Genomic DNA, 15,468 nt, shown 5'->3' with positions numbered 1-15,468 from the left:
ACGGAGCCGGCGGCAGGGGCAGGGCCGGAACCAGAGCCGGAACCAGATCCAGAGGCAGAGCCGGGGCCGGAGGCCGGGCCGGCGGCAGAGGCAGAGGCAGAGGGAGGGGTCGTCGTGCGGGGTGTGGTGTTCGACGGGAAGAACGTCGAGGTCGTCGCGGATCTGGAGGTGAGGGACCCCGGTCCCGGCGAGGTGCTGGTGGGGATCCGGGCCGCCGGGCTCTGCCACAGCGACCTGTCCGTCATCGACGGGACGATCCCCTTCCCGCCGCCGGTCGTGCTCGGGCACGAGGGCGCCGGGGTCGTCGAGGCCGTCGGGGAGGGCGTGACGCACGTCGCGGCGGGCGACCACGTGGCCCTGTCCACGCTGGCCAACTGCGGGGCCTGCGCGGACTGCGACGCCGGCCGGCCCACCATGTGCCGCAAGGCGATCGGCATGCCGGGACGGCCGTTCTCCCGGCAGGGGAAGCCGCTCTTCCAGTTCGCCTCGAACTCGTCCTTCGCCGAGCGGACCGTCGTGAAGGCCGTGCAGGCCGTGAAGATCCCCGCCGACGTGCCCTTCCCCTCCGCCGCGCTCCTCGGCTGCGGCGTCCTCACCGGCGTCGGGGCCGTGCTGAACCGCGCGAAGGTGGCCCGCGGCGACACCGTCGTCGTCATCGGCACCGGCGGCATCGGGCTCAACGTCCTCCAGGGCGCCCGGATCGCGGGCGCGCTGACGATCGTCGCCGTGGACACCAACCCGGCCAAGGAGGAGACGGCCCGGCTCTTCGGCGCCACCCACTTCCTCGGTTCGGCGGAGGGCGTGCGGGAGATCCTGCCCACCGGCGCCGACCACGTCTTCGAGTGCGTCGGGCACACCGGCCTCGTCCGGACCGCGATCGACCTCCTCGACCGGCACGGCCAGGCCGTCCTCCTCGGCATGACGGCGCCGAAGGCGGAGGCGAGCTTCCCGCCCGCGGCGATGTTCCTCGACAAGGCGATCCTCGGCTGCCGCTACGGCTCCTCCCGCCCCCAGAAGGACATCCCGCTCTACGCCGAGCTGTACCGCACGGGCGCGCTCCTCCTCGACGAACTCGTCACCGCCGCCTACCCGGTGGAGGACTTCGCACGCGCCCGCGAGGACGCGGAGGCGGGGAAGGTCGCGCGGGGCGTCCTCACCTTCTAGAACCCGCTCGTCCCCGGCAGCCGTACGCCGCTACGGTCATGCGCATGTCCTACCGCGAGCTGGCCACCCGCCCCGTCCTCACCTGGTGCGCCGTCACCGGCGCGGCCCGGCTGCCGGTGGCCATGGCGCCGCTGGCGCTGGTCTTCCTGGTGCGGGAACGGCCGGGCGGCTACACCCTCGGGGCGGTGCTCGCCGGGGTGTACGTGGTGGGGGAGATCGTCGCCGCGCCCGTCCTCGGCCTGCGGATGCGGGCCGAGCGGGCCCGCCCGCAGCTCGTCGCGGGCCTGGCCGTGGGGGCGGCGGCCTTCGCCGGGCTCGGCCTCGCGTCCGGGGCGCACCCGGTGGTCCTCGGCGGGCTCGCGTTCCTCGCCGGGGCGGGGCCCGTGGCCGTCTCCGCCGGGCTGCGGGCGCTGCTCACCGGCATGGTGCCGGAGCGGTCCGTCACCCAGGCGCTCAGCCTCGAATCCATGCTGACCTTCGGCCTCTGGGCCGCCGCGCCCGCCCTCACCACCGGTCTCGCGCTGGGCGCCGGACCCGCCGTGCCGCTCCTCCTGGCGGGCGGGCTGATGGCGCTCGGCATGACGGGACTGTGGCTGCTGCCCGAGGGCTGGACGGCGGAGGACCGCGAGGGGGGCCCGAGCGCCCGCCGGGCGCTGCTCGCCGCCTGGCCGGTGTACGTCCTGGGCGCCGCGGCGCTGAGCCTCCTCGCGCTCGCCGAGCTGATCCTGCCCGCCCTCCTCGAACAGCGCGGCATCGGCATCGGCTGGGCGGGCCCCCTCCTCGCCGGCTTCTCCCTCGGCTCGGTCGCCGGATCCTTCCTGTACGGGCTCCGCTCCGCCTGGCCCGGACCGCTCGCGGCGCAATCGCTCCTGCTCGTCCTCGGGGTGACCACCGGGGTCGTGCTGGTGGCGCTGCTGCCCGGGGCCCCCGCCATCGGCGTCGCGCTCGCCGCGGCCGGACTGCTCCAGGCCCCGGCGATGCTGGCCCGGAACCTGGCGCTGCGGCAGGTGCTGCCGCCGTCCGCGCTGGCCGCCGGCTACTCGGTGATGTACGCCGCCGTCGGCGCGGGCTACGCGGCGTCCGGCACCCTCGCGGGCGCCCTCCTGGAGGCGGTCGCCCCGTCGACGGCGATCCTGTGCGGGGCGGGCCTGACGCTGCTGCTGGTGGCCGTCGCGGCCCTCGGCGAGCGGCGCCTCGTCCCGCACGGGGAGGACGGGAAGGACGGGCAGGAGGTTCAGGAGACGCGCGGGCCCGTGCGGAAGGTGCGGCGGTAGGCGGTCGGGGTGACGCCGATCGCGGTCATCAGGTGCACCCGGAGGGACTGGGCGGTGCCGAAGCCGGAGTCCTGGGCGACCCGGTCGACCGGCAGGTCGCTGGTCTCCAGGAGGTGCCGGGCCCGCTCGATCCGCTGCTGGGTGAGCCACTGGCCGGGGCTGATGCCGACCTCGTCGCGGAAGCGCCGGGTGAAGGTGCGGACGCTCATCGCCTCCCGCTCGGCCAGGTCCCGCAGCTGGATCGGCTCGTGCAGCCGGGCCAGCGCCCACGCGCGGGCGGCGGTCGTGGTGTGCGCGGCGCTGTCCGGGACCGGGCGGGCGATGTACTGCGCCTGCCCGCCGTCCCGGTGCGGCGGGACGATGGTGCGGCGGGCCACGTCGTTGGCGACGGCCGCCCCGTGGTCGCGGCGCACGATGTGCAGGCACAGGTCGAGCCCGGCGGCGACGCCCGCCGAGGTGAGGACGTCGCCGTCGTCGACGAAGAGGACGTCGGCGTCGACCCGCACCTTCGGGAAGAGCTGCTGGAAGTGCTCGGCCGACGCCCAGTGCGTGGTGGCCGGGCGCCCGTCGAGGTGGCCGGCGGCGGCCAGCACGTAGCCGCCCGTGCAGATCGCGACCAGCCGGGTGCCGGGCCGGATCCGGGCGAGCGCGGCGGCCAGGTCGTCCGGGAGCCTGCCCTCCTCGTGCACCGGGCCCAGCTCGTACGAGGCGGGGACGACGACCGTGTCGGCGGTGGCCAGCGCCTCCGGGCCGTGCTCCACGTGCACGGCGAAGTCGGCGTCGGTCTGGACCGGCCCGGCGGCCACGGCGCAGGTGACGATCTCGTACAGCGGGCGGCCCGCCGCGTCCCTGGCCCGGCCGAAGATCCGGTGCGGAATGCCCAGTTCGAAGGGGAGGAGACCGGGCAGGGCGAGGACGGCGACGCGGTGCGGCACGGTGTTCCTCCCGTCGAGGCGGAGCCCCGCCGTGACGGAGCGAAAATGACTGGTGGTCCAGACCACCCGGTGATACCACTGGCTGTCCGTGACGGACAACACGTACAAGTCCGGGGCCGAGGCGCTGATTCCCGTGCCGGTCGAGCCCCCCACCCTGTGGAACCGCAACTTCCGGCTCTTCTTCACCGCCCGGGCCGCCGCCGTCCTCGGCGAGGGGACGGTCCCCGTCGCCTTCGCCGCCGGACTCCTCGGCGCCGGCCGCCCCGGCTCCGCCGTCGGCTACGCCCTCGGCCTGTGGACGGCCGCCTTCGCCGTCTTCGTCCTCTTCGGCGGCGTCCTCGCCGACCGCTTCACCGCCCGCCGCATGATGATCACCGCCGACCTGCTGCGGCTCCCCGGCGCCGCCCTGCTCGCCGTCGCCTTCGCGGTCGGCAGCCCGCCGCTGTGGGCCGTCTACGGCCTCTCCGTCGTCGCGGGCGTCGGCGCCGCGCTCTTCCAGCCCGGCGTCGCCTCCACCATCCCCCGCATCGCCCCCGACGTGCAGCGCGCCAACGCCGTCCTCAGGGTGGTGGAGGCGCTGATGACGATGGCGGGCCCCGCCCTCGCCGGCCTCCTCGTCGCCCTCTGGAACGCGGGCGCGGCCTTCGCCGCCAACGCCGCCACCTTCGCCGTCAGCGCCGTCTGCTTCCTCCTCATGCGGATCCCGCCCGCTCCGCCCGGCGGCCGGCAGCGCGGCTCCTTCGCATCCGAACTCGCGCTGGGCTGGCGTGAGTTCCGCTCCCGGAGCTGGCTGTGGGGGGTCATCTCCATCTGGACGGTGTACGGCCTGACGGTCGCGGGCCCCATGGTGCCGCTGACCGCGAGCCTGGTCACCGGCGGCCACGGCTCGGCCGTCTACGGCACGCTGATGGCCGTCAACGGCGCGGGCAGCGCCCTCGGCGGCCTCCTCGCCCTCCGCATCCGCCCCCGCCGCCCCCTCGCCTCCGGCGCCGTCGCCCTCCTCGGCCTCCCCGTGAACCTCGCCCTCCTCGGCCTCGGCGCGCCCGTCCCCGCCCTGGCCGCCGGGCAGTTCGTGGCGGGCACGGCCTTCGCGTACTGGCTGGTCATGTGGTCCACGGCGGTCCAGACGCACGTCCCGCAGGAGGCCCTGAACCGGATGCACGCCTACGACGTGGCCGGATCCCTGCTGATGATGGGCGTCGGCCGCGCCCTGTCCGGCCCGGTCGCCGGACTCGTCGGCCCGGAGGCGGTGCTGCTCGCGGGGGCGGGGATCGCGGTCCTGGTGGTGGCGGCGCTGCTGTCGGTCCGGCCGATCAGGGACCTGCCGAGGGCGCCGCAGGAGATCCGGTCCCTCTCCTGACCCGATCCGTTGGCCCGATCCGTTGGCCCGATCCGTTGGAAAGCTGACACTCGGGCCAATGGTGGGGCGGGGGGCCCGGCCGGGATCCTCGACGGCATGGCCCAGACAACGGAGCTCCGACCCTCCGCCCCCGACCGCCCGACCGCCCGCACCCCCCGCTTCCACCGCGCCTGGTCCGTCGCCGCGGTCACCTTCGTCACGATCATCGGCGCCGCCGCCTTCGCCTCCCTCCCGGGCCTCCTCATCGAGCCCCTCCACGAGGAGTTCGACTGGTCGCGCGGCACGATCGGCTTCGCCGTCTCCGTCAACCTCGCCCTCTACGGCCTCACGGCGCCGTTCGCCGCCGCCCTCATGGACCGCTTCGGCATCCGCCGGGTCGTCGCCGCCGCCCTCTCCGTCATCGCGCTCGGCTCGCTGCTCACCGTCTGGATGACGGCCGCCTGGCAGCTCGTCCTCTTCTGGGGCGTCCTCGTCGGCCTCGGCAGCGGCTCCATGGCCCTCGCCTTCGCCGCGACCGTCACCAACCGCTGGTTCACCGCCCGCCGCGGCCTCGTCACCGGCATCCTGACGGCCGCCGGGGCCTCCGGCCAGCTCGTCTTCCTGCCGCTCCTGTCCTGGCTGGTCGAGCACCACGGCTGGCGCCCGGCGGCGGTGACCGTCGCCCTCTCCGCGCTCGCCGTCGTCCCCTTCGTCTGGCTGCTGCTCCGCGACCACCCCGCGGACGTCGGCCTCGCCCCGTACGGCGGCGAGTACGCCGAGAAGCCCGCCCCCGTCACGGGCGCGGCCCGCCGCGCGGTCACCGTCCTGCTCAAGGCCGCCCGCACCGGCCCCTTCTGGCTCCTCGCCGGCACCTTCGCGATCTGCGGCGCCTCCACGAACGGCCTGGTCAAGACCCACTTCGTGCCCGCCGCCCACGACCACGGCATGCCCGTCACGGCGGCGGCCGGACTCCTCGCCGTCATCGGCGTCTTCGACGTCGTCGGCACGATCGCCTCCGGCTGGTTCACCGACCGCTTCGAGGCCCGCCGCCTCCTCGCCGTCTACTACGCCCTGCGCGGCGTCTCGCTCCTCTTCCTGCCGATGCTGCTCGCGCCCTCCGTCCACCCGCCGATGATCTTCTTCATCGTCTTCTACGGCCTCGACTGGGTCGCGACCGTCCCGCCCACGATCGCCCTGTGCCGCGAGCACTACGGCGAGGACTCCGCGATCGTCTTCGGCTGGGTCCTCGCCTCCCACCAGGTCGGCGCCGCCGCCGTCGCCTTCGCGGGCGGCCTCGCCCGCGACGTCTTCGGCTCCTACGACCCCGTCTGGTACGCCTCCGGCGCCCTCTGCGCCGCCGCCGCCCTCATGGCCCTCGTCATCCGCCGCCGCCGGGCATGATGGAGCCATGGGGAGTGGGCGGGGGAAGCCGTGGCTGTTGTGGGCGGCGCTGATGGTGCCCGCGGCGGCGACGCTGGCGGGAATCGGGACGTACACGCGGGTGCTGGGGCCCGAGGACCCGCCGAAGCCGTCCAGGGCGGATCTGGTGGGGTCCTACGAGGACGGGCAGGGGGGTGAGGTGACGCTGCGGGCGGACGGGACGGCGGAGGTGCGGGGGATCGAATACGCCGCGGAGGAGGAGCCCGGCTTCGCCGTCCTGAAGCGGTGTGAGGACGGTGCGGTCCACTGGGCGTTCACGGAGACCCGCCCCCGTTGGCACGACCAGGTGTCCCTGAGCACGACCTGCGAGTCCCCGACCCCTTGGCTCTGGGACGCCGGCGGATCTCCCGCCGCCCCCGAGCTGGTCTACTGGACCTTCACCCCGGGCCACCCCGACAGCCGCCGCGTCCTCATCCGTCGCTGAACCTCCCGAACCGCCCCCGGTGGAACAGCAGCGGTTCGCCGTCCTCCTCCTCCGCCCCCAGCGCCTCCACCCGGCCCACCACGATCAGGTGGTCGCCCCCGGTGTGGACGGCGGTGATCGCGCAGTCGATCCAGGCGGGGACGCCGGCGAGGCGGGGCGCGCCGGTGGCGGGCGCGGGGGTCCAGTCGACGCCCGCGAACTTGTCGGCGCCGCTGACGGCGAACGCCCGGCACAGCGGGCCCTGTCCGGCGCCGAGGACGTTGACGCAGAAGGTTCCGGCGGCGGCGATGCGGGGCCAGGTCGTGGAGGTGCGGGCGACCATGAAGGCGACCAGCGGGGGGTCGAGCGACAGCGAGGCGAAGGACTGGCAGGCGAAGCCGGTCGGGCCGGTGTCGTCGACGGTGGTGACGAGGGTGACGCCGCTCGGGAAGTGGCCGAGGACGCGCCGGAACTCCGCCGGGTCGACGGGCGCCCGTTCGTCCTCCTGCACGGCCCGCAGCGCGGGCCGGGGGAGGGGTTCGACGGCCGTGGGCGCTCCGGCCGCTCTCAGGTGTCGGACGGCGGTGGCCGCCATCCCCGCGTGTCCCATCATGGAAGCATTGAAACTGACGCTTCGTCAGATGGGAACACCCGGGGAGGCGGCGGCGCGGACTAACCGGCGACGGCGCCGGTCGCCCTCGTCCAGGCGTAGCCGGTGGCGTGCCCGGTCCGGACGGCGGTCACCTTGACGGTGATCCGCTGCCCGCGCTGGGCCTTGGTGATCACGAAGGTGGTCCGGGTGGCCCCGCTGATCGCCCGCCCGTTCGCGTACCACTGGTAGGCGTACGAGGTCGGCGCCGGCGTCCACACGCCCCGGTTCAGGGTGAGCGTCCGCCCGACCCGGACCGTGCCCGACAGGGACGGCAGGGTCGTCGCCTTGGGGGCGAGCCCGGTCGCGACCGTGATCCCGGCCGACGTCGCCGAACCGCTGAGGTGCCCGGTGCGGTGCGCGGTGACCGTGACGGTCAGCTTCTTGCCCCGGACGGCGGCGGCCGGCGTGTACGCCGAGCCGGTGGCGCCGGAGATCGCGACGCTGTTCGCCTTCCACTGGTAGGCGTACGAGGTCGCGGCCGGCGACCAGGTGCCGACCGCGGCCGTCACCTTCGTCCCCACCCGCACGGTCCCGGAGATCGCGGGCACCCTCGTCGCCTTCGGCGCGACGCCCTTCACGACCACGGACCCGCTGACCGAGGTCAGCGTCGGGTGCCCGGCCTTCCGCGCGACCACCGCGACGGAGAGCGACTTGCCCTGGAGGGCGGTCGGGATCGTGTACGTGGAGGCGGTGGCCCCCGCGATGGCGGTGCCGTTCGCCCGCCACTGGTACGTCAGCGAGTCCACCGGCAGCGACCAGGTGCCCGGCTTCGCCGTCACCTTCCCGCCGACGACGGCCGTCCCGGAGACCGACGCGGCGGCGGTGTTGCGCAGGGCGGCGACGACGGTGACGTCCGGCTTCTGGTACTGCACGCCGAACGCGTACACGCTCGTGCTCAGCGAGCCCAGCGGCGCGTTCGTCAGGTCCAGGGCGACCGTCATGCTGCGCCGGTCCGCCGCGACGGACAGCGTCGTGGACTCGGCCCGGAAGGTGCCGCTCCGCACGACGACCTTGGCGGAGGAGTGCAGGGCGCTGCCGGTGACGGTCATCGTGATCTTCCCGCGGCCGACCGTGGCCGGGCCGACGGTGCCGACCGAGCGGGCGTCGGTGCCGCAGACCACGGCGGTGCAGGAGAGCTGGGCCTTCACCGCCGTCGAGGCCGTCGCCGGCTTCTCCGGCAGGCCGATCACGAGCGTGGTCGGCTTGGCGGTCTTCACGGAACCGGAGCCGGACAGCGAGCAGTTGTAGGTCTCGCCCGCGCTGCTGTACGAGCCGTAGCAGAGGTTCACCCGGCTGGTCCGGTCGTACAGCCGGGGGGTGGGCATCGTCTCGAAGCTGCCCGCGGGGGTGAAGGGCAGGTCGAAGCGGTCGCCCTCGGCGGTCGGCAGCGCCCAGCACAGCGCGCTGTGCTGCTCGCTGAGGGTGCCGGTGAGCGGACCCGTGCCGTAGGCCACGTTCGGGACCTTGGCGCACTCCGGGGCGGGCCCGGCCGGCGTGCCGATGCGGACGGCGTCGAGCCGGTAGGCGGCCGGCGCGGTGCCGCCCGCCGGGACCTGGAGGAGCACCTGGTAGGCGGCGGAGCCGGTGACGGCACAGCCCTTGGCGAAGTAGTCGCAGACCGCGTCGCCCTCGCCGTCGTAGGCGATCGCCCGGACCGCGTCCGCCGAGTCCCGCACGTTCAGGTGCAGGGTGTCCCCGGCGGCGGAGGTGGTCACCCGGCGGCACTGGAAGGTGCCGGGCGCGCCCGGGACGCCGCCGGTGGACGGGCCGCCCGCGGCCACGGCCGCGGTGGTGACGCAGCCGCGCGCGGTGGCGGTGACGTCGTGCCGGGTCAGCAGGGTCTCGCCGGGCAGGTCACGGCCCTGGACGAGGACCGTGTGGGCGAGGCCCGGGGTCAGCGTGCAGGTGGAGAAGGTGCCGTAGTAGGTGCGGATCTCACAGCTGACCTCGCCCTTGGCGTCCACGACGACGGCCTCGGCGGACAGGCCGCCGGCGCCCTTCGTGATCTGGAACAGCTCCCTGGCGGAGTGGGCGGTCGCGGGGATCGTCAGGCAGCCGGCGAAGACGCCGTCGCCGGTCCGCACGGCCGTCCGGGCCGGGTTCGGGCCGAAGTCGCTCGCGCCGAACACGGGGCAGTCGGAGGGCGCGTCGGTCCGGTGGACGACGATGCCGTAGCCGTCGCCGCCCTCGTACGGGTCCTCGTCGGTGACGACCGCCCGGTAGGGGGCGGTGCCGCCGAGCACGCAGGTGGCGTCCCAGAGGTTCGTCGCGTTCAGGCACTGCTCGGCGCCGGCCGCGTCGTACACCTTGATGTCCGTGGTGCCGTCCGACTGGACGGCGACGTGCGCGCCCTGCGGCAGGGCCAGGTTCAGGCAGTCGGCCTCGCCGGGGCCGGAGAAGGTGCCGCGCAGGACGGTGCCGGGCACGACCCCGTCCACGCAGCCCTCGGTGGCGGTGCGGGTGAAGAACTGGACGGCGTCGTCGGTGAGGACGGTGTACGCGGTGCCCGCCGTGAGCGTGCAGAGGTCGTCGTAGGAGCGGCAGGCGTGGGTGCCGTCCTGCGCGTACACGGTGACGTTCTGGCGGTACCCCTCGGCGGAGACGGACCGCACGTCGTGGCGGCCGGTCGTGGTGGGCGTGAAGGTCTTGCAGCCGCTCGCGGGCCCGGTCCGGTCCGGCGGGGTGCCGTAGACGGAGGGGGCGACGGTGACGCAGCCCGCCGGGTCCGACAGGCGGCGGACCTTCAGGGTGTACGGGGCGGCGGTGGCGCCGCCCTCCTGGGGGCCGACGACCGCGTAGACGCGGTGGCCGGTGCTGCCCCCGGGCAGCACGCAGCCCTCGGAGCCGTCCTGGTTGTACTGCGTGCAGAGCCGCTTGCCGGTGGCGTCGGAGATCCAGGCGTACGAGTCGCCGTAGGTCTGCCGCTTGAGGTCCACCGTGATCCGCTCGCCGGGAGCGGCGGTGAAGGAGTGGCAGACGACGCCCATCGGGCCGACGCCCGTGCCGTTCACCAGCGGTGTGTCGTAGCCGGTGCCGGGGACGGCGGGGCAGGGGCCCGTGACGCCGGCCGTCAGCGGGACGACGGCGATCCGGTTGGTGGCGGGCTGCCAGGAGTTGCTGGTGAGCCTGAGGGTGTAGCTGCCGGCGGCCAGGTCGCACCAGGCGTCCTTGTACTGCCAGTCCTCGCAGGCGACCCGCTCCTCACCCGCGTACAGCCCCGGGTAGGTGTCGTGGCTGCCGTCGATCAGGATGCGGTGGGTCCCGGCCGTCTCGACGGTGACCGTGAAGCACGCGGTGCCGTTCGCCTCGATGGAGACCTCCCGGACGGCGTCGCCCGGGTCGCCGAGCGGCGCGAGCGGCAGCACGGGGCAGGGCCCGGCGGCCGGGTCCGTCGCGGTGGGCGTCGGTTCCGGGGCCGTGGGCTCCGGCGACGGGTCGGTCGTGGGCTCCGGCGTCGGGGCCGTCGTGGCCGGGGCCGTGGGCTCCGGCGTCGGCTCGTCCTGTACGGCCTGCGGCGCGGCGGACGTCGACTCGTCCCGTACGGCCTCCGGCGTGGCGGAGGCCGAGGACGTGGCCGGCGGCGGGGTCGCCGCCAGGGCCGTTCCCGCCGGCAGCAGCGGGGCCGCGAGGGCCGCCAGCAGGACGGGGACGAGGAGCGTGTTTCTGGTGGATATCGAGTGCAGACGTCTGGATCTGCCGCGCGAGCGCGCGAAGTTCGGCATTTTTCCGTTCCCCCCGGAGCGGTGTGGCATGTTCGGGCCACACTCTAAGGGCGGGGAAGGACGGCCGCCGACCGGATATCGCCCCCGTCACCGCCCCTCGTACCGCGCCTCCCGCCGCTCCACGAAGCTCGCCACGCCCTCCTGGGCGTCCCGGGTGGTCATGTTGAGCTCCTGGGCGACGGCCTCGGCCGCGAGGGCGGTGGCGCGGTCGACGTCCAGGGAGGCGTTGACCAGCTGTTTCGTGAGGGCGAGGGCGCGGGTGGGGCCCTGGGCGAGGCGTTCGGCCCACGCGCGGGCGGTCTTCGCCAGCTCGTCGGCGGGGACGACCCTGTTGACCAGGCCCATCTCCCTCGCCTCCGCCGCCGGGACCGCGTCGCCGAAGAACATCAGCTCCTTGGCGCGCTGCGGCCCGATCAGCCGGGGCAGGAGGTACGCGCCGCCGCCGTCCGGGACGAGCCCCCGGCGGGCGAACACCTCCACGAAGCGGGCCCCTTCCGCCGCGATCACCAGGTCGCAGGCGAAGGCCAGGTGGGCGCCGATGCCCGCCGCCGTGCCGTTGACCGCGGCGACGACGGGCTTCTCGCAGTCCAGGACGGCGGTGACGAAGCGCTGCGCGCCCCGCCGGATCATCCGGGAGACGTCCCCCGCCACCCGCTCGCCCTCCCCGCCGGCGGGCGCGCCCCGCAGGTCCGCGCCCGCGCAGAAGCCGCGCCCGGTGGCGGTGATCACCACGCAGCGCACGGCCGCGTCGGCGGACGCCTCCGCCAGCAGGGCGACGATCCGCTCCCGCTGGTCCCAGGTGACCGCGTTCATCGCCTCGGGCCGGTTGAGGGTGATCCACGAGACGCCGTTCTCGACGGAGTGCAGGACATCGGGCACGGGGAGGGCTCCTATCGGCAGACGGCCAGCGCGTCGAGGGCCACCGCGCCCTGCCCGCGCGGCAGCACCATCAGCGGGTTGATGTCGAGTTCGGCGAGGTCGCCGTCGAGTTCGAGGGCCATCCGCTGGACCCGGAGCACGACCTCGACGAGCGCGTCGACGTCGGCGGGCGGCGCGCCGCGCACCCCGTCGAGGAGGGCCCGGCCGCGGAGCTCGTCCAGCATGGAGCGGGCCTCGCGCTCGCCGAAGGGCGGGACGCGGACGGCGGTGTCGTTCAGGACCTCGACGAGCACTCCGCCGAGGCCCACGGTGACGGTCGGGCCGAAGAGTTCGTCGCGGGTCACGCCGACGACCATCTCGACGCCCCTGCCGACCATCTGGCAGACGAGGATCCCGTCGAGGTCGATCTGTTCGTAGCGGGCGATGTCGGTGAGGTCGCGGTACGCGTCGCGGACCTGGCTCGCGGAGGTCAGCCCGACCTTGACCAGGCCCAGCTCGGTCTTGTGGGCGAGCTGCCCGCCGGACGCCTTCATCACCACGGGGTAGCCGACGAGCCCGGCGGCGCGGACGGCCGCCGCCGCGCTGGTGACGAGCTGCTCGCGCGGGACGCGGATGCCGTACGCGCGCAGCAGCTGCTTGGCCGCGTGCTCGCTGAGCCGCTGCCCGGGCCGCATCAGCGCCTGGGCCTTGCGGAAGGACGGGGAGGGGGTGCGGGGGGCCTCGTCGAAGGGGGAGCGGTAGCCGGTGGTGAAGCGGTGGTGGTCGAGGTACGCCTTCACGGCGCCGATGCAGTTGGCGAAGGTCCGGAAGGTGGCGACGCGGGAGGAGCCGAGGAGGGTGGTGCGGTAGGCGTCCTCGGTGCCGACGGGGGAGCCCCACACCACGCACACCAGCTTGTCGGTGGCCTCGGCGGCGTCCACCAGGTCCTGGGCGAGCCTGTCGCTCATGGGCGGGAAGGGGCCGGTGATGGGACAGATGAGGACGCCGACGGACGGGTCGGCGAGGATCGCGTCGATGATCTTCCGGCCGCGCCAGTCGCCGACCGGGTGGCCGCCGTTGTCGACGGGGTTGGCGACGCGCAGGTACTCCGGGATCCACTGGTGGAGTTCGTCCTGCTTGGCCTGCGGGAGCACGGGCAGGTCCAGCCCGGCGGCGGTCGCCAGGTCGGCGAAGTGGGCTCCGGTGCCGCCGGAGATCGAGTAGACGACGACGCCGTCCGCGAGCGGCCTGCGGGCGCGGGCGAGGAGGGCGGCGGTGTCCTGGAGCTGGTCGAGCCCGTCGACGCGGATCACGCCGAACTGCCGCATGGCCGCGTCCACGACCCGGTCCGCGCCGGTGAGCTTCCCGGTGTGGGAGGCGGCGGTGCGGGCGCCGGTCTCGGTCCTGCCGACCTTCACGGCGACGACGGGCACGCCCTCGCGGGCCGCGCGGTCGGCGGCGAGCAGGAAGGACCGGCCGTCCTTGAGCCCCTCCACGTACGCGGCGATGGCGCCGACCTCGGGGAGGGAGGCGAAGTACGAGATGAAGTCGGCGGTCTCCAGGTCGGCCTCGTTGCCGGTGGGCGCCCAGTGGGAGAGCCGGACGCCGAGTTCCTGGAGGGTGAAGACGGGCCGGCCCTGGTGTCCCGACTGGGTGATGAGGGCGACGGCGGGCCCGTCGAGGTCGTCGCGGAAGCGCTCGAAGGCGTTGAGGTTGGTGTTGGGGCCGAGGAGCCGGACGCCGGTGCGGCGCACGGCCTCGGCGAGGCGTTCCTGCGCGGCGGCCCCGTCGGTGCCGGTCTCGGCGAAGCCGGAGGCGAAGGCGACGGCGAAGCGCACCCCCGCCTCGCCCAGCTCCTCGATGACGGGCAGCGGGTCGGCGACGAGCAGGACGGCGAGGTCCACGGGCTCGCCGAGCTCCTTCACGGACCGGGCGCAGGCGGTGCCGAAGACGGCGGTGCGGGTCGGGTGGACGGGCACCAGCCGGGCGCCGACCCGCTCGGCCCAGGCGAGCAGCTGCCGGGTGATCCCGGTGTTGGGCCGCCCCTCGGTGTCCGAGGCGCCGACGACGGCGACGGACCGGGGCCGGAAGAACCGGTCGAGGTCGGGGACCCCGGCGTACAGCGCCCGCCCGCTGACGTCCTGGTCGCCGGGTGCGGCGGCGTGCCCGTGGACGGCGGTGCGGGGCGGCTCCCCGCAGGCTTCCACGCGGGCGCGCAGACCGGTGGTGAAGGTGCCGTGAGTAGATCCAAGCATCGTTCCGCTCCGCCCTTCCGTTCAGGACGCGTCCCGGACAAGTGACCTGACGCCTAGTCAGATTACAGAACTGACGCTCAGTCAGGAATGGGGCGGAGCGGAGGAAGCGCGAAGACCCCGCCGGGAGGGGCGGGGTCCACGGCCGGGAAGGCTCCCGGGGGCACGGCTTCGCGCGGGGGCTACGGCTTCGCGCGCGCGATCCGCCGGGCGATCCGCTCCGCGTCCAGGGCCAGCTCCCGCAGCATGCCGCTGATCGGATTGGTGAAGCCGGTGAAGTAGAGCCCCGGGGCCTCGCGGGGGCTGCGGGCCCCGCGCACGGCGGGGCGGCCGCGGTCGTCGAGGACGCCGAGGTGGCCGACGAGGGGTTCGAGGGCCCGCCGGTAGCCGGTGGCGGCGATCACGGCGTCCGGGGCGATCCGGCTGCCGTCGGCGAGGACCACCTCGCGCCCCTCCAGGGCCTCGACGGCTGCGACGACCTCGACCTTCCCGGCCCGTACGGCGGCGACGAGGCCGACGTCCTGGACGGCGATGGCGCCCTCGCGGACGCGGCTGGCGAGGCCGGTGTCCGGGCGGGGCAGGCCGTGTGCGGAGAGGTCGGGGGAGGCGAAGCGGGCGAGGCCCCGGCCGAGCAGGTCCACGAGTCCGACCGGGAGGCGCCGCACGAGGATGCCGCTGCGCTGGGCGGGCCAGCCGGCCGTGGTGCGGCGCAGGATGTGCGGGGCGGTGCGGACGGCGATCCGGACCCGGGCGGCGCCGCCCTCCGCGAGGTCGGCGGCGATCTCGGCGCCGGTGTTGCCGATGCCGACGACGAGCACGTCCTTCCCGGCGTACGGCTCCGGGTTGCGGTACTCCCGCGCGTGGACGAGGTCCCCCTCGTACCCGTCGAGTCCCGGCCAGGCGGGCACGGACGGGGTGTGGTTGAAGCCGGTGGCGACGACGACGGCCCGGCCGGTCAGCCGCCGGCCGCCGGTGGCGTGGAGCACCCAGCTCCCGGTGCCGTCCTCCGCGCGCTCGATCCGGTGCACCTCGACGCCCGTGACCACGTCCAGCTCGTGCTTCTCGGCGTACGCCTCCAGGTAGCGGACCAGGTCGGCGCGGGCGACCCAGCGGCCGTACGCGCGGGGGATCCGCAGCCCGGGGAGGGCGGAGAGCCGGCGGGTGGTGTGCAGCCGCAGCCGGTCGTAGTGGCCGCGCCAGGAGGAGCCGACGGCGTCGGACTTCTCCAGGACGACGGCACGGACGCCGCGGGCGCGCAGGGTGGCGGCGACCGCGAGTCCGCCGGGGCCGGCGCCGATGACGTACACCGGCTCTTGGGGGGTGGTGACCATGAATGCTGAGCGTAATGACGTGTACACGCAGTGGGTCTCGGCCGGGAGGGGGTTCGGTTGCGAAACGGTCACGTCGCGCGGGCCCTTGCGGAGTGCCC

The 15,468-nt window shown here is 75.0% G+C and carries 11 protein-coding genes; 5 read left to right on the top strand and 6 right to left on the bottom strand.

Annotation, left to right across the window (positions count from 1 at the left end; translation table 11 throughout):
- Positions 1–114: 114 nt before the first annotated feature.
- Together IE326_RS09415 and IE326_RS09410 are read left to right on the top strand one after the other, a co-directional pair.
- Positions 115–1,164, top strand: coding sequence for a Zn-dependent alcohol dehydrogenase (locus IE326_RS09415; RefSeq protein WP_150230526.1), 1,050 nt, complete (start codon positions 115–117; stop codon positions 1,162–1,164).
- 44 nt (positions 1,165–1,208) lie between these two features.
- Entirely contained in the window at positions 1,209–2,438 is a 1,230-nt protein-coding gene (locus tag IE326_RS09410) for an MFS transporter (protein WP_229915259.1), read from the top strand.
- Here the strand turns inward: IE326_RS09410 and IE326_RS09405 are convergent.
- Positions 2,399–3,373 (bottom strand): GlxA family transcriptional regulator, encoded by a 975-nt coding sequence (locus tag IE326_RS09405; RefSeq protein ID WP_150233001.1) that lies wholly within the window; start codon positions 3,371–3,373, stop codon positions 2,399–2,401. The genes IE326_RS09410 and IE326_RS09405 overlap by 40 nt on opposite strands.
- An 88-nt stretch (positions 3,374–3,461) precedes the next feature.
- On the opposite strand from IE326_RS09405, the gene IE326_RS09400 reads away from it, so the two are divergent.
- The 3 genes from IE326_RS09400 (at position 3,462) to IE326_RS09390 (ending at position 6,576) form a co-directional block, all read left to right on the top strand.
- On the top strand, positions 3,462–4,733 hold the full coding sequence (locus IE326_RS09400) for an MFS transporter (RefSeq protein ID WP_373310173.1): 1,272 nt from the start codon (positions 3,462–3,464) through the stop codon (positions 4,731–4,733).
- Positions 4,734–4,829: 96 nt separating this feature from the next.
- Positions 4,830–6,113 carry an MFS transporter gene (locus IE326_RS09395; RefSeq protein ID WP_150230529.1) on the top strand — a complete coding sequence of 428 codons (1,284 nt, stop codon included), beginning with the start codon at positions 4,830–4,832 and terminating at the stop codon, positions 6,111–6,113.
- A 7-nt stretch (positions 6,114–6,120) separates the two neighbouring features.
- Positions 6,121–6,576, top strand: coding sequence for a hypothetical protein (locus IE326_RS09390; protein WP_190041272.1), 456 nt, complete (start codon positions 6,121–6,123; stop codon positions 6,574–6,576).
- Here the strand turns inward: IE326_RS09390 and IE326_RS09385 are convergent.
- The 5 genes from IE326_RS09385 to IE326_RS09365 all read right to left on the bottom strand — a co-directional run bounded on the left by IE326_RS09385 (position 6,563) and on the right by IE326_RS09365 (position 15,370).
- Positions 6,563–7,168, bottom strand: coding sequence for a flavin reductase family protein (locus IE326_RS09385; RefSeq protein ID WP_229915258.1), 606 nt, complete (start codon positions 7,166–7,168; stop codon positions 6,563–6,565). The genes IE326_RS09390 and IE326_RS09385 overlap by 14 nt on opposite strands.
- Positions 7,169–7,227: 59 nt before the next feature.
- The gene (locus IE326_RS09380) at positions 7,228–10,929 is read right to left on the bottom strand and encodes a hypothetical protein (protein WP_190041271.1); all 3,702 of its coding nucleotides are present in this window, start codon (positions 10,927–10,929) and stop codon (positions 7,228–7,230) included.
- 87 nt (positions 10,930–11,016) lie between these two features.
- The gene (locus IE326_RS09375; RefSeq protein WP_150233005.1) at positions 11,017–11,829 is read right to left on the bottom strand and encodes an enoyl-CoA hydratase/isomerase family protein; all 813 of its coding nucleotides are present in this window, start codon (positions 11,827–11,829) and stop codon (positions 11,017–11,019) included.
- Positions 11,820–14,042, bottom strand: coding sequence for an acetate--CoA ligase family protein (locus tag IE326_RS09370; RefSeq protein WP_190041270.1), 2,223 nt, complete (start codon positions 14,040–14,042; stop codon positions 11,820–11,822). The genes IE326_RS09375 and IE326_RS09370 overlap by 10 nt, the downstream gene beginning before the upstream one ends.
- 179 nt (positions 14,043–14,221) lie before the next feature.
- Positions 14,222–15,370 carry a flavin-containing monooxygenase gene (locus IE326_RS09365; protein WP_150230535.1) on the bottom strand — a complete coding sequence of 383 codons (1,149 nt, stop codon included), beginning with the start codon at positions 15,368–15,370 and terminating at the stop codon, positions 14,222–14,224.
- Positions 15,371–15,468: the final 98 nt, after the last annotated feature.

The organism is Streptomyces filamentosus (assembly GCF_014654895.1).
Classification (GTDB): Bacteria; Actinomycetota; Actinomycetes; order Streptomycetales; family Streptomycetaceae; genus Streptomyces; species Streptomyces filamentosus.
Note: the sequence above shows the minus strand (reverse complement) of the source record. Positions and strands in the feature narration are given on the sequence as shown.

Coding starts and splice junctions, on each gene's coding strand:
- IE326_RS09365 (WP_150230535.1), bottom strand. CDS start 15,370: ATGGTCACCACCCCCCAAGAGCCGGTGTACGTCATCGGCGCCGGCCCC.
- IE326_RS09390 (WP_190041272.1), top strand. CDS start 6,121: ATGGGGAGTGGGCGGGGGAAGCCGTGGCTGTTGTGGGCGGCGCTGATG.
- IE326_RS09410 (WP_229915259.1), top strand. CDS start 1,209: ATGTCCTACCGCGAGCTGGCCACCCGCCCCGTCCTCACCTGGTGCGCC.
- IE326_RS09385 (WP_229915258.1), bottom strand. CDS start 7,168: ATGATGGGACACGCGGGGATGGCGGCCACCGCCGTCCGACACCTGAGA.
- IE326_RS09395 (WP_150230529.1), top strand. CDS start 4,830: ATGGCCCAGACAACGGAGCTCCGACCCTCCGCCCCCGACCGCCCGACC.
- IE326_RS09380 (WP_190041271.1), bottom strand. CDS start 10,929: ATGCCGAACTTCGCGCGCTCGCGCGGCAGATCCAGACGTCTGCACTCG.
- IE326_RS09370 (WP_190041270.1), bottom strand. CDS start 14,042: ATGCTTGGATCTACTCACGGCACCTTCACCACCGGTCTGCGCGCCCGC.